Origin of the sequence: Mesorhizobium sp., assembly GCF_965229135.1 — a bacterium.
GTDB lineage: Bacteria > Pseudomonadota > Alphaproteobacteria > Rhizobiales > Rhizobiaceae > Mesorhizobium.
Genome location: NZ_OZ245860.1, coordinates 2,535,547 through 2,549,847 on the forward strand (window position 1 = coordinate 2,535,547; position 14,301 = coordinate 2,549,847).

Genomic DNA, 14,301 nt, shown 5'->3' on the forward strand with positions numbered 1-14,301 from the left:
TGGGTGCGGATTCAGCTCATCCATGTTCATCCCGTTCCGACGTACCGCCTATCCCGCCGCGCACGAAAACCGAATTTCGCAGCGCGCTATCCATGCCTTGATAGGCGTCCGATCCTATTCGGATGATACTTAGGTATCGCCGACACGTTAGTACAATAACATCTGATAAAAAATCTGTAGTATATGAATTTATCGATGTTAATTGCTTTTACTGCATATATATAAATCAAAGTATCTTACTGAGGTTCATTTTTATCTATCTAATCATTTATAGTCAGCGATCAATCCAAATTATTCGCCCTGGCAATGCGGATATATATTAAACACCAGCCAAAACCAGACTGAAAAAACTGTCGCCTGCTGGCGACAATCAACAGAAGGAAAGGAACACCATGAATATCAGAACAATCTGCCTTTGTGCCACACTCGCCCTTTCGTGCAACGCAGCACTTGCAGGTGCGCTTGACGCTGTCGACCACCTTCAGAATTTTTACACCGACAGTAGCATGAAGAAACTGAAGCCCATGCCTGAATTCAAGAAAGCCTTTATGGCCATGCCGGAATCCAAGCGTCGGACCGTAATGAGGGAGTGCCAGGACGCTGGACAACGCAAACGCTATGCCGAGTTCTGTGCGGACGTGAATGCGCTCACAGGAATGCGCTAGACGGCACCTCTCCCCTAATCGGTGCCGAGCCCCAGAGGCGACTAGCGCAGGATGATGGCGGGCATTTACGCCCGCCATCATCCACGCCGGAAATCAACCCAGACAGCGCGCAATTGAGAAGCACCAGTTTGAAATTCTGCAAGCTGGGCGCAACAACCAGTATGCTCAATACAGCGCGACGCTGGACAATTTATTATCATCATTCATGTGCCTCGTACTCGCTTTCGCGCGATACGATTCTCGTTATAAACGACATTAATTATTTAACAGCCTATACACGCGGACGCGGATAGAGATTGCCCGGGCGCCGCCAGTGCATCATCCCGATATTTACTGTGCAGCATCAGTGGCGCCACTGCGATAGGATCGCCGAACATAATTTATCTTGCCCGCCAGCGAAGCTGGCCAGCATACATCACAAAAATCTCGCGCCACTAGCAGCGCCGTCCTATTCAAATTGAAGTTGCGCTCATCTCGCACGATAGCTGAGCGAGGGATCCCGAGTGCGGCAGCCACGTTTTGTCCGTGGGCTGGCCCCTCGCGACCTGCTGCTTGCCCGAACACTTTGGGCGCATGCGCAGCATTCGATGTACTGTCCTGATCAATATCAAAAACCGGCCGCGCTATATCCTGCGCGAAACCTATCTCCATCATCGCGAGCGTTGCACGTTGATCGCCTGGTTCTGCACCGCAGAGTGTCAGTTTTACCTGTCAGCTCGACGCTAACAGTTGCAACGGATGTTGAGGCGACGCCGCCAAAACTTGGATTAGGGAGAGGCTTGAGCTTTGCACGAGATTGCACGGCCTGCGGAGGCTACTTCAAACAAACCCGGGTTACGCGTCAGGATCGGGCCGCCCACTGTGACTTGGCAAGTTGGCGACCGCGATCCGACGCGCGGGAGGATGGGGGCCAGCCCCATTGAGGCAGTTCAGGCTATTGAACGATAGGCCTATGCAGATGGGAAATCGGTCTTATACCAGCGTGATCGTGACGTGGATTTTGCCTCGGGTGGCCTTCGAATAGGGACAGGTCTGATGGGCGGCATCGACCAGCGCCTGGGCGATGTCACGTTCCAGTCCAGGCAAGCTCACATTGAGGCGCGCTTGAAGGAAATAGGCTTCCCCTGTGATGCCAAGATCGACCTCGGCGTCGATGGCCAGGTCAGCAGGAAGAATGACCTTCATCTTCCTTGCGGCAAGACCAATGGCGCCTTGGAAACACGCCGACCAACCTGCTGCGAACAGTTGCTCGGGATTGGTGCCGAGGCCGGACGTTCCGGGCGATGAAAGCTTGACGTCCAGCCGCCCGTCGTCGCTGCGGGACGTACCGTCCCGGCCTCCGGTGGTATGGGTCCTGGCGGTGTAGAGGACTTTTTCGATATGAGTCATGGGTGTATTCTCTCTCTCGGTTTGGTTCGGCTTTGGTGTTGCGTCCGGATACGCGACGGTCAGTCGCCCCGCGCGTCATTTTCCAGGAACAAAGGACTGAACGCCGCGCGGATTTCAGCCGCCAGCGGTCCCGGACGTTCCCAGTCGACGACTTGGCGGTCCTGGCCCGTTTCGTAAAAGCAGATCAGGTTTCGATAGGCCTCCCGGGTCCAGTTAGGCGGTGGCCTTTGGATTTCGCCTGGAAAGACAGTTACGGCGACGGGAATAGAGATTCCCTCGGCCCTCTGATCGAGAGCGTGAAAGTTGTTGTCGTTGTTTTCCCGGTAGAGCTGTGCCGAAAATGTACCGGAGTTGGCGAGCCAGCAGAGGGTGATGCTGTCGAGCATGTCCTCCCTGGACGGCCGGCGCTCCGGCTCGCGTCCGGCGTCGGTCCATGCCGCCAATCTGTCATAGATCCAGACGACCTTGCCGGTTGGTGAATCCGCCAAGGCATGTCCCGCGGTTTGCCGCCGCGTGAGCATCGTCGCTGCAGGGCCGCGCCTCTTGTCGAGATTGCCAAGGGCATCGAGCATATCCCTGTCGATACCAGACAATCGCCTTGGGGCACGCTCAGCTTGGTTGGGCGATCTGGTGGCCTCGGCCGGCATGGCTACGTGGATACCCAGGAGCCCCGGAGGTGCCTGATGCGCCATCGCGATGGTCACGACTGATCCCCAATCGCGGCCCCGCGCCACGTAATTCTTGTACCCCAGGCGCTTCATAAGAATGTCCCAGGAGCGTGCGATACGGTCGGAACTCCAGCACGGGTCGTGTGGCTTGCTGGAGAAGCCGTGGCCCGGCATCGAGGGCAAGACGAGGTCAAACGCCTCTTCCGCACGTCCTCCGTAGGAAGTGGGATCGGTCAGCGGGCCGACGGCCTCCAAAAGCTCGAAAATGGAACCGGGCCGCCCGTCGGTGATGACCAGAGGCATTGCACCCGGATGGCGTGACCGGACGTGAACGAACTGTATATCAAGACCATCTATGCGCGTTACAAACACAGGCAGGGCGTTCAGCTTCGCCTCCGCCCTTCGCCAGTCATAATGGGTGCCCCAATAGCGCACCAATTCCCTGATCCTATCGGCCTTCGTGCCCTGGCAGTGTTCAGATTTGAGGCCACGGTCAGGCCAACGTATCGCGGCAATACGATTACGAAGATCCGCAAGTGCCGCCTCCGGAACCGCGAAACGGAAGGGACGGATTGCTGCGTCGTCGCTCGATGCGCCGACGGGCGCCGATTGTTCGCGGTCAGACGCCACCTGAGCATCGACAACCGGATTGACAAGCTGGGCGCCATTTCCAAGTTGGCCCGAAACAGCCCGTGCGGTGTAGGACGTGGCGATCAATTTGCGCCTTGCAGGAAAGAACGACAGATTGGTCACAGGCAGGGTCCTCTGGATCGTTGGCGAAGCGCCACTGGATTGGCTGCGCCGATAGGAACAGAGGTCAGGGAGAAAAGCCCGTTAGGCGTTGTTAGAAGCCATGAGTCCTTGAGGACAATGGCGAATGGCCCCTCGTTGCCCTAATATCCATTTAATATGGTGGCCGGACGCTGACGAAATGGAACAGCAATCTCCGCAGAAAAGGGTTATCCTGTCGTTCGGTCGTTTCGAACTGTACCCAAGCGAGCGACTGCTCAAAAAGGACGGTGTCCCACTGGAATTGGGAGGCCGTGCCCTGGATACGCTGATCGCGTTGGTATCCCGTCCCAACGAGGTCGTTGGCAAGCGGGAGTTGATGGCGGCGGTCTGGCCTGACGTCACAGTCGACGAGGGCAGCCTGCGATTTCACATCGCGGGCGTGCGCAAGGCGCTTGGCGATGGCAAGGGCGGGGCCCGCTATATCGCAACCCTGGCCGGTCGCGGCTATTGCTTCGTGGCTCCCCTCACGCGTTCAGAAAGTCCGACGAGCGAGAACACCCCAACCGAGCCGGCGTCGCCCCGCGCCACTTTCCTACCGGCCCGGCTGCCTCGAATGATCGGACGAGAAGATAGTGTCCGCGCGATAGCGGCGGAATTGGCGACATCGCGTTTTGTGACGATCGTAGGACCGGGGGGCGTCGGTAAGACCACGGTCGCGGTGGCGGTCGCGCACGACCTGATGCCGTTGTTCAACGGGGCAGTGCTGTTTGTCGACTTCGGCCTTCTCAGTGATTCCCGCATGGTACCTGTATCGGTGGCCTCGATGATGGGACTTTCGGTCCAGTCCGACGACCCGGTGCCCAGCCTGATCGCCCTGCTGCGCGAGCGGCGAATGCTTGTGGTTTTGGACAATTGCGAGCATGTCATCGAGGATGCGGCCCGGCTGACTGAGCAACTCTTCCTGGCCGCGCCGGAAATTCGAATCCTAGCGACCAGCCGCGAGCCATTGCGCGCGGAGGGCGAGCGCGTGCACAGATTGGCGCCGCTGGAAACACCGCCCGAGGATGCCGAACTGACCGCAGAGGCCACGCTGGAATTCCCGGCCGCCCGGCTTTTCGTGGAGCGCGCAATCGCAAGCGGCGCCCGTATGGATTTCGGGGAGGCGAATGCCGCGATCGTGGCCGACATCTGCCGAAAGTTGGACGGCATGGCGCTGGCCATCGAGTTGGCAGCTGGCCGGGTCGAGGCCTATGGGCTGAAGCAAACCGCGGCCCTTCTGGATGAACGTCTCACCCTGCTCTGGCCGGGGCAGCGCACCGCGCCCCCACGGCAGAAGACGTTGCGGGCGACCTTGGATTGGAGCTATGGCTTGTTGTCGGAGGCGGAACGCGTGGTTTTCAGGCGGCTGGCAATATTCGTCGGCCCCTTCACCATAGACGCTGCTCTGGCCGTGGTCACGAACGAGAAGATTGACGCCGCATGGGTGTTCGCCGCGATCGACAGCTTGGTCGCGAAGTCCATGGTTACGGCTTTTCCAGCAGGCGCGATGATGCGCTACCGTCTACTCGACACCGCGCGCGCCTACGCCCAAGACATCAGTATGGACACGGCGGAGCGGACAGCATTGGCCGCTCGCCATGCGCAGTATTGCCTACGCTGGTTGAATCAATTCGCCAACGACGCACGCCTCTTGCTGGACGCCGCAAGACGGGCGTCCCACCTGGGCGATCTGAACAATGTGCGTGCGGCTTTGGAGTGGTGTTTCGGCGACGAAGGGAATGTCGGATCCGGCGTAAGTCTCGCATCTGCCGCCGCACCAGTCTTTTTCGCCATGTCGCTACTGACCGAATGTCAACGCTGGTCGCTGCGTGCGATTCTTGCGCTCGATGACAAGATGTTTGGAGGACGCCAAGAAATGCGTCTGCAGGCTGCATTGGCGCTCTCATCGATGTGGACCAATAGCAACAGCGAAGTGACCTTTGCCGCGATGAACCGAAGCATCGCCATTGCAAAGCAGCTCGGAGACCCGCTGAACCAAATACTGCTTCTCGCGCCACTGCATGTATTTCACCTCTGTGCGGCAGATTTTGAAAAAGCAATGCAATGCGCGGAGCAGGTTTCCGACCTATCGCGGCAGACCGAAGATTCGAAAGCCGTTGAGCTGTCACGCATTCTCCTTGGTTACTCATTTCATTTTGCAGGCGACCTCGCCAAGGCGCGACGTGAGTTGGAGGCGGCCCTGAGGCCGGGTCAGGGCGATGAGCATGGATATGCGCCAACAAGGTCTTCTTCAGTTACGATGATAGACGACGCGATGGGTGCCCCGATTCTGGCCTTGGCGTCGTCGGCGGCCCCAAGCGCACTGGCGAGGACATTGTGGCTGCAGGGAGACTCGGAGGCGGCACTCAACTATGTCAACCAGACCATAATTGCCGCGTCCAGCACCAACCACCCAGTTACCCTCCTGGTTGCTTTGCTGTATGCCATCTGTGTCATGATCTGGAACGGCAACCTGGATGAAGCTGAACAACAAATAGATCGCTTCATATCAAACGCCGAATCCTACGACTTGGACACGTATATCCTTCTGGGACGTTGCTTCGAAGGACAATTGGCGATCCGCCGTGGCGACAATGAACACGGCATCAAACTCATTCAGAGGTGCCTGCATGGATTGCACGCGCTTCGTTATGAACTGATGACCACCTCGTTCAACATCTCATTGGCGCAGGCGTTCGCCGCCACCGGGCGAATTGATGAAGGCATCTCCCTTGTCGACGCCGCTATTCAATCGGTCGAGCAGAACGGAGACGCTTGCTACATGCCTGAACTCCTCCGCGTGAAGGCGAACCTTCTGCTCAACCTCCCAGTTCAGCTCGACGGATTAGCGCAAGCGTGCTTTACGGAATCGTTGGCTCTAAGCCGGCGTCAGGGTGCGCTTGCATGGGAATTGCGAACTTCGATTGATTTGGCAAGGCTTTCCGCGGCTCGAGGGAATACGCCACAAGCCCGAGCGCTGCTGCAGCCGGTGGTAATTCAGTTCGCGGACGGCGCCAAAACAGCGGACCTGCAAACAGCGCAGAGTCTTTTGGCGACCTGGGGCTAACGTCCTCCGGGCAGAGGATCCGAGCAGCACCATGGGTGTTGCGGTGTTTCGGCGCCTCCGCACTTTTCCTGACGTAGCTTTGGCCCCTTCGTAACGGATTGGGTGACGCAAAGACTGCCTACGGCAGCGCGCTTGCAACACCGCCGATCCGGCCGGCTCGGCCTACAGCCAGGCAGCGCCGGCCACCAATCCAGTCCCAAACTTGACGCAATGCGCATCGCGGCCTGCTCTATGCAGGCCTGCGCAGGGTCCGGAAAGACGAGCGCATTTCCTGGCAGAAGAATTCCGGTTGTTCCCAAGCCGCGAAGTGGCCACCCTTCGGGGCTTTGTTGTAATGAATGAGATTGGAATAAGCCTTTTCTGACCAGCTCTTGGGTGCTGTGTAAATTTCATCAGGATAGGCAGTCACAGCGACAGGAAGCTTGATCCCACGCACGTCGAAGAAACCACCCGTCGGATGATGCGCATTGTCCCAATAAAGCCGAGCGGACGAGATCGCCGTATTGGTCAGCCAATAAAGCGTGACGTTGTCGAGGACGTCATCCTTGGAGAGGCCCTCGTTCTGGCCGGCGAATGCCCGGGCAATCATCTTCTGGCTGGCGTCATCATGGTCAATCATCCAGGCCGCGAGACCGACTGGTGAATCCGCGATAGCGTATAGCGTCTGCGGGCGATTGTTCATCTCGATCGCATAGCCCAGGCCGTTCTTGTTGAAAAAATCGAGCTGGTTCCACGCGGTCAGCTCGTCGATGGTCAGATTGGCAGGCGGCGCCCCCTCCGCCAGCGACTTGGAGATTTCAACCGGTACCGTCGCTGGCATATTGGTATGGATACCCAGCAATCCAGGCGGTTGCTGCAAGGCAAGATGCTCAGTGACGGCATTACCCCAGTCGCCGCCCTGCGCCACATACTCCTTGTAGCCAAGCCGCTGCATCAGGATGGCCCACGCTCTCGCGATACGGGGAGGATTCCAACCAACCGCCTTTGGCTTGCCAGAGAAGCCATACCCTGGCAGGGATGGGATGACGAGGTGGAAAGCCTCCGCCGCGTTCGCGCCGTGCGCAGTGGGGTCGGTCAGCGGACCGACGATCTTCAGTTGCTCGATGATGGAGCCGGGCCAGCCGTGCGTGACGATCATGGGCAACGCATTCTCGTGCCTTGATCGGACATGGATGAAGTGGATATCCAGACCGTCGATCTCGGTGATGAAATTAGGCACTGCGTTCAGCCTGGACTCAGCCTTGCGCCAGTCGTAATCCGTAGCCCAATGCCGGGCTAGCTGCTGTATCGTCTCAAGTTGCACGCCTTGGGTGGTATCGTGCACCTGTTCCTTGTCCGGCCACTTGGTCGCCAGAACGCGCCGTCGCAAGTCGTCCAGATCATCCTGCGAAAAACTGATGTTGAACGGGCGGATCAGGTCGGCTGTCGCCGCGCGCGATCCTCCCGGCAAGAGACCGACAACGCTGCTCGCGGCAGCGAGAGCAAGAAGTTCCCGACGAGTGGTCAACAGTTCCGACATCGTTTTCTCCTGTTCGATAACGACAAAAATTTCCATGCATTTGTCGAAGGAGCGAACGATGGTTTCTATTGCACTATCGTATCGGCAATACTTTTGTATTGGTTTGCAGTGTAAAGTTTTCGTTCGAAGGCCGGCTCCAATAAAAACCAAACTTGGAACTCTTTGACCAACTTCCGGTGATGGACTAGTGCCCCAGCGGTGCCCAGTGCAGTTCCTGCCGCGTCTTGTGCCGGCTCATGGCAACCATGAGTTTGGCACTTATCTGGCTGCAGGCGAGCACGACCATCAGGCCTGCAGCACCGCCGCCCGACCCTGGACTGCACGCGTGCCACGTTTGCGCCGGAGCGGGATCGGCGGTCTTATCGACCGCCTCAGCGATATAGCTTCGCCAGGGCATCTGGCGGCATGAGCGACCTCGTCACGGACTGGTCGTGGCGGGAACTTCGCAGAAACCTGCGGGAGCGTGACCAGCCCGAGCGATGCGGAATAGGCGTTTGCCTAAATCACCCACCGCATGCCGCTGAACTTCGTGCTCGCGCTAGCCAATGCACTGTTAACAGGTAATCCGGCTTTGCAGTATCTGCAAAAATCACTTCGCAGGTTGCCCATGTTCCGGTTGCCAGTTGACACCGAGCGGTCTGCTTTCCCTTCTTCGGGTGCGATGCGATGTAACCAGCATTTATGCACGGCACGCGCATTGTCGCGTTTGATCGCGGTTATCGGTTTGTCGTCAACCAAGCTGATGAACATATCAACGCTCATTTGGCGTTTTGCCTTCCAGCGCTTTTTCCGATCAGGGCTCTTGGTACGGATCTCGTCGCGGACCATCTCGTCGAAATAGAGGCATCTGGAGGCCGCACAGTTCCGCCGATCGCTTCGATCCCGGGCGAGTTGGCAGGATTTCCAATTATAGCTTCAACCCGCTGAAGGATCATATCAAGCGGATCGGTGATGAGGATGTCAGCGAGGGGCCGATAGACAAACCCTTGCGCCTCTGCACGCTTGATCGCGCGCTGGTAACACGTGCGGCTTTTGGGTTCTAGAAAACGATCTCGATGCCGCTTTTCGCGTCGCCTTCCCTGCCTTCAAGATACCGCTTGTATCACAATAAGTATCACAAACGGCCAAAACAGCGCTTCAGTCGCGGCCGCGAAACTGCGCAGTAGAACCACAAACTTATTATAAAAGCCGATGGTACCGTTGGCTGGGATCGAACCAGCGACCTCCGGATCCACAATCCGGCGCTCTAACCAGCTGAGCTACAACGGCACGTTAGCCTGAAGCGACCACGGTTGAAAATTCTTTCCGCGTGGTCCGCTTTGTCGTTCGGCGATGCGTCCATACGGGCTTATGGATTTTAATTCAAGGCTTTTGGAAAGCAAAGCTCACTTCCCCACATCCATCGTATCATCGGCCAAAGAAAAAGGCCGGCGGGAGGAGGTGCCGGCCTTTTCCATTCACGAGCCAGCGGGAGGACGTGCTGGCTGGTCACCCCGGAGAGCAGAGGGAGGAGGTTCCGCCCGCCGGGTATTCGCATGGTCAGTAATATTTCACATGATCCTGTTCGAAGAAATGCGACCTTTTGCTACCTCTTCGGATCAAGCGCGAAATATCAGGCGACCTTGATTTCCTTCATCGCCTTCTCGAAGGCGGTCTTGATCGGCTTGGACACGTCCTCGGCTGCCTTGGAGGCAATGGCCTGGAAGTCCTTGGCCTGCTCGACGGTCGCCTCGACGCGCTTGCGCAGGAACGCGGTCTGCAGTTCGATCACTTCCGACAGCGACTTGGCGGCGATCAGGGATTCGAGATGCGAAAAGCCTGCTTCGGCGTTGGCACGCAGCGCAGAGATGGTCTTGATCGACAGGTCGCTGGAAACGGTCTTGGCGGACTCGTAGGTCGACTCCAGGGCTTTCTGGGTCTCCTCGGCGCCAGTCTTCAGCTTGGCATAGGCTTCCTTCGACTGTTCGACGCCCTTTTCGGCGAAAGCGCGGATCTGGTCGGTGGCCTTCGAAGCATCAAAGCTCGGGAACTCAACATTTTCGATCGTGTCGGCGGTCTTGGTCCTGGACATTTTCCATCCTTTTCAGCGGCAGCGGCTTTGACAGAAAGCCGTCTCGTTCATGTATGATGGCAATATAAAGGCGATTTTTGTGCATTGCAATATCTTTGTTGCAGTGCACCATAAATTCTTTTCGGCCGTTAACCAAAAGCCCAGATTTCAGCCTTTGCACGTTATGGCTTGTGGACCTTCGCGCCGCCGGCTTTTATTAACAAAGCGTTAACCGCAAGTTGCCCGCTCCGTGAGGGTTCGCCAAGCGCATGCCGCCCGAAAACTATTCCTTCCTTGATGTCGCCGTGCTCGACGCGGTGCGCCAGCGCTTTGCCGCCGGTGACGCCATCGCCATCCTGTCGACGGATCTGGAGCAGGTGATCTGGGCCAATGGCCCGGGCGCGGCCGCGTTCGGCTATGCGGATATCGAAGCCATCATCGGCGCATCCGCGCATCTGCCGCTGGTTGCCAGGCGCCAGATCATGGCGACAAGCGGCTTTCCAGGCATTGGCAGCGACCGCTCCCTCATGGTGCGGCTGGCAACAGGCATGACCAGCCGCGCGGTCGGCTTCCTGGCCAGCGCGGTGAAGATGCCCGACGGCGAAGACGCCATCATGCTCGCGGTCCCCGCGGCGCAGACTGGATCGCGCAGCGCCGCCGAGATCGCCGCCCGCGCCATCAGCGGCTTCACCGAACACGGGCATTTCATCGCCTTTCTCGACGCCAAGGGTAATATCGAGGCCGCATCGGACGGCTTTTCAGCGCTGGGCATCCTGCCGGAAACGCTGGCCGCGCTCGTGGCGGACGTCGCGAGTGGAAACGATAGGATCGTCAAGCGCTTGGTACCGGGTGGTTCTGCTTCCTACCCGGCCGGCCTCGCCAAACTAACTGATTTGCGGCATCTGCTGGTGGTTATCGACGAGGACCAGCTGGACGACGAGGTGCCTGCCGGTGAGGCTGTCGACGAGGGCGTCGACGGGACTGGCGCCGATATGGCAACAGCCTCGGGCGAAGCGCTCGCCCAATCCAAATCCGGCGAGGACCACGAGCCCGAAGCCCCGCTGATCGAGGCAGCCTGCGAACACGCCGATGCGGAGACGGAACAGAACATCCCTGCTCCCGCGGAACAGGCGCTTCACGTTTCGACGGGGCAGCACAAGGAAGATGCAGGCAGCGCCTCTGGCGCAACGTCCGCGCAGCATGACCATTGGTACTTCAATGCCGGCGAAGACGATGCGCAGCGGGCGGGCCAACCCGATGCCGCCGCCCCTCATGAGCCGCCGGCGGTTTCCGGCACTACCGCCGAAAGCTCGGGGCAGGACACTACCGAGGCGCCGCCCGCGCCCGCCCGTCCCGCCACCCGGGAGATCGACCGCTCGGCGCCGCCCTTGCGTTTTGTCTGGCGCACCGATGCCGAGGGCAAGTTCAGCACCCTGTCGCCGGAGTTTTCGCAGATCGTCGGCAAGACGGCCGCCGACGTGATCGGACGGCGCTTCAAGGACGTTGCCACGACATTCGGCCTGGATGCCTCCGGCGAGATTGCCGGCCTGCTGGAACGGCGCGACACCTGGTCCGGCCGCTCCGTATTGTGGCCGGTTGCTGGCACCGACCTGAAGATACCGGTGGATCTGGCGGCGCTGCCCGTCTACAGCCGCAGCCGCGTCTTCGAGGGCTTTCGTGGCTTCGGCGTCGCCCGGACCGGCGATGCGGTCGTCGATCCGGAGGCGATCGGAATGGCGCTCGTTCCCAATGGCGCGGGGCCAGCGGCGGCCGAAATTCCCACGCAGCCGCCTGAAGAACCCGAGACTGAGGATCCGTTCAAGGGCGAAGTGCCGGCGCTGACCATCGTGCCGAAACCGGAGCGGCGCTTTGCCGACAAGGTGATCCGCTTGGCGGAGCACAGGCAGCCTGCCAATGACAAAGGCCTGTCAACACTGGAGCGCAGCGCGTTTCGCGAGATCGGCGAGCGGTTGAAGAAGGACAGCGCTCCGGCTGCACAGACCGAGGCTGAACAGCCTGCTGTCGAGAAACAGCCTGAACCGGCGGCGAAAGCGACGACGACAGCCGATACAACCCAGCCGGTGCCAGACATGGCGCCTCGGGAAGAAGCCCACCCCTCGCATGAGGTCGAATTGCAGGCGACGGCCAAGGACAGCGGGCCCATTTCAGACGAGCCGCCCGAGGTCGACGTCGAGGACCAGGAAGATCTGGCGCGGCTGGATGGCGGGCGGCGGGACGACCCACATGCCGGGAAGCCGGGCGGATCACTGCTCAGCTTCGCCAGCCATACGGACGTCCCCGCCGACGTCGCCACCGCCGCCGACAAAACACCGGTTGCTGTAGCCGACCAGGAATCGCCGCGAAATGGTGCCGAGCCCATCGTCACGGATCCGCAGCAGGCCGCGAAGGCGGCAGCCGATACCGCCGATGACGATGACAGCATGACATCCGCCGATTTTCACGATGCGGAAGACAATGAGGACTGGCCCGACGAGGAGGCCGGCGCACCAACCAACGCCGGGGAGATTGTCGGCGCACGCCCCCGGCCACTGCTGCACGTGCCCCCAATCAAGCTCGAGGGATTCGTGCCGTCGGCCTTTTCCGTCGGCGAGGAGACCCCGGATACCTCGATCATCGGCAAGCTGCCTGTGCCGCTGCTCATTCATTCCGGCGACACCTTGCACTATGCGAACGACGAGTTCCTCCATCTGACCGGCTATGACACGGTTGAGGATCTGTCGGACGCCGGTGGGCTCGACGCACTGTTTGCGGACCACTACGCCGGGGACGGCACTTCCGATGGAGCCGATCGCACGCTGAGGCTGAAGACGCGCGACGGGCAGGAGTTTCCGATCGAGGCCATACTGCGGTCCGTCCCCTGGCGCGGCGGCAAGGCGCTGATGCTTGTCGTGCGCCGTTCGGGCGAGGATGATGCACCGGCGGCACCGCTGCATGCCGTCGCCAACGAGCAGACACAGCCCGATATTTCCGAGCTCAAATCACGCATCGCCGAGATGCGCACCATCATCGACACCGCGACCGATGGCGTCGTGTTGATCGGACGCGACGGTGCGATCCGTTCGATCAGCCGTCCAGCGGAAGCGCTGTTCGGCTTTGACAGCGACGAAGTCACCGGCAAGCCCTTCGCCTCCCTGTTCGCCATCGAAAGCCAGCGCGCTGCGCGCGACTATCTCGAAGGACTGTCCGAGCCTGGCGTCGCCAGCGTGCTGAATGACGGCCGCGAGGTGATCGGGCGCGAGGCGCAGGGCCGCTTCATTCCCCTGTTCATGACAATCGGCAGGCTGCCCAACGAGAGCGGTTTCTGCGCCGTGGTGCGCGACATCACGCAATGGAAGCGCGCCGAGGAAGAACTGACGCAGGCGCGCGCGGTGGCCGAACGGGCCTCCTCGCAAAAGACCGATTTTCTTGCGCGCATCAGCCATGAAATCCGCACGCCTCTCAACGCCATCATCGGCTTCTCGGAACTGATGGTGGATGAGAAATTCGGCCCGGTGGCCAATGATCGCTATCGCGACTATCTGCGCGACATCAACCGGTCGGGCAACCATGTGCTGGACCTTGTCAACGACCTGCTCGACATCTCGAAGATCGAGGCCGGCCAGCAAGAGATGGATTACGAGGCCGTGTCGCTCAATGACACGCTGGCCGAGACCGTGGCCATGATGCAGCCGCAGGCCAATCGCGAACGGGTCATCATCCGTTCCAGCTTCGCTTCGCGCCTGCCGGAAGTGGTGGCCGATCTGCGCAGCGTGCGCCAGATCGCGCTCAACATCCTGTCGAACGCCATCCGTTACACGCAGGCCGGCGGCCAGGTGATCGTGTCGACCGCGTATGAGACCTCGGGCGACGTCGTGATGCGCGTGCGCGATACCGGCATCGGCATGAGCCAGGCCGAAATCGAGCAGGCGCTGAAGCCTTTCAAGCAGATCAACGCACTGAAGCGTGGACGTGGTGACGGCACCGGCCTCGGCCTGCCGCTGACCAAGGCGATGGTGGAAGCGAACCGCGCGCGGTTCACCATCAACTCGACGCCGGGCGAAGGCACGTTGGTTGAGGTCGCTTTTCCCTCGACGCGCGTGCTTGCCGAGTAAGGCGAGGCGCCCACACGGAAAAAGAAAAAAGGCGCCCAACGGGCGCCTTAAATGATGGAA

The 14,301-nt window shown here is 59.8% G+C and carries 8 protein-coding genes and 1 tRNA gene; 3 read left to right on the top strand and 6 right to left on the bottom strand.

The genetic code is table 11. The features are described 5' to 3' along the window. The first annotated feature begins 392 nt into the window (after positions 1 to 392). Entirely contained in the window at positions 393 to 665 is a 273-nt protein-coding gene (locus tag ACO07C_RS12175) for a hypothetical protein (protein WP_421914409.1), read from the top strand. A 972-nt stretch (positions 666 to 1,637) separates the two neighbouring features. On the opposite strand, the gene ACO07C_RS12180 is transcribed toward ACO07C_RS12175, so the two are convergent. Both ACO07C_RS12180 and ACO07C_RS12185 read right to left on the bottom strand, forming a co-directional pair. Continuing rightward, positions 1,638 to 2,054: an organic hydroperoxide resistance protein gene (locus ACO07C_RS12180; RefSeq protein ID WP_421914410.1), complete on the bottom strand. Its 417-nt coding sequence runs from the start codon at positions 2,052 to 2,054 to the stop codon at positions 1,638 to 1,640. A gap of 59 nt (positions 2,055 to 2,113) precedes the next feature. Further along, positions 2,114 to 3,475 (bottom strand): epoxide hydrolase family protein, encoded by a 1,362-nt coding sequence (locus ACO07C_RS12185; protein ID WP_421914411.1) that lies wholly within the window; start codon positions 3,473 to 3,475, stop codon positions 2,114 to 2,116. A 178-nt stretch (positions 3,476 to 3,653) separates the two neighbouring features. Here ACO07C_RS12185 and ACO07C_RS12190 point away from each other — a divergent pair, with 178 nt between their 5' ends. Next, a complete protein-coding gene (locus tag ACO07C_RS12190) occupies positions 3,654 to 6,560 on the top strand; it encodes an ATP-binding protein (protein WP_421914412.1) in 2,907 nt (968 codons plus the stop codon). Positions 6,561 to 6,789: 229 nt separating this feature from the next. On the opposite strand, the gene ACO07C_RS12195 is transcribed toward ACO07C_RS12190, so the two are convergent. The 4 genes from ACO07C_RS12195 to ACO07C_RS12210 form a co-directional block, all read right to left on the bottom strand. Then, the gene (locus ACO07C_RS12195) at positions 6,790 to 8,115 is read right to left on the bottom strand and encodes an epoxide hydrolase family protein (protein ID WP_421914413.1); all 1,326 of its coding nucleotides are present in this window, start codon (positions 8,113 to 8,115) and stop codon (positions 6,790 to 6,792) included. Between the two features lie 462 nt (positions 8,116 to 8,577). After that, complete coding sequence (locus tag ACO07C_RS12200) at positions 8,578 to 8,907, bottom strand: hypothetical protein (RefSeq protein ID WP_421914414.1); 330 nt, start codon at positions 8,905 to 8,907, stop codon at positions 8,578 to 8,580. A gap of 364 nt (positions 8,908 to 9,271) precedes the next feature. Beyond that, positions 9,272 to 9,348: transfer RNA gene (locus ACO07C_RS12205), tRNA-His, on the bottom strand. 343 nt (positions 9,349 to 9,691) lie between these two features. Further along, positions 9,692 to 10,150 (bottom strand): phasin, encoded by a 459-nt coding sequence (locus ACO07C_RS12210; protein ID WP_421914415.1) that lies wholly within the window; start codon positions 10,148 to 10,150, stop codon positions 9,692 to 9,694. A 248-nt stretch (positions 10,151 to 10,398) separates the two neighbouring features. Between ACO07C_RS12210 and ACO07C_RS12215 the strand changes: the two genes are divergently transcribed. Next, positions 10,399 to 14,241 carry a PAS domain S-box protein gene (locus tag ACO07C_RS12215; RefSeq protein ID WP_421914416.1) on the top strand — a complete coding sequence of 1,281 codons (3,843 nt, stop codon included), beginning with the start codon at positions 10,399 to 10,401 and terminating at the stop codon, positions 14,239 to 14,241. Positions 14,242 to 14,301: the final 60 nt, after the last annotated feature.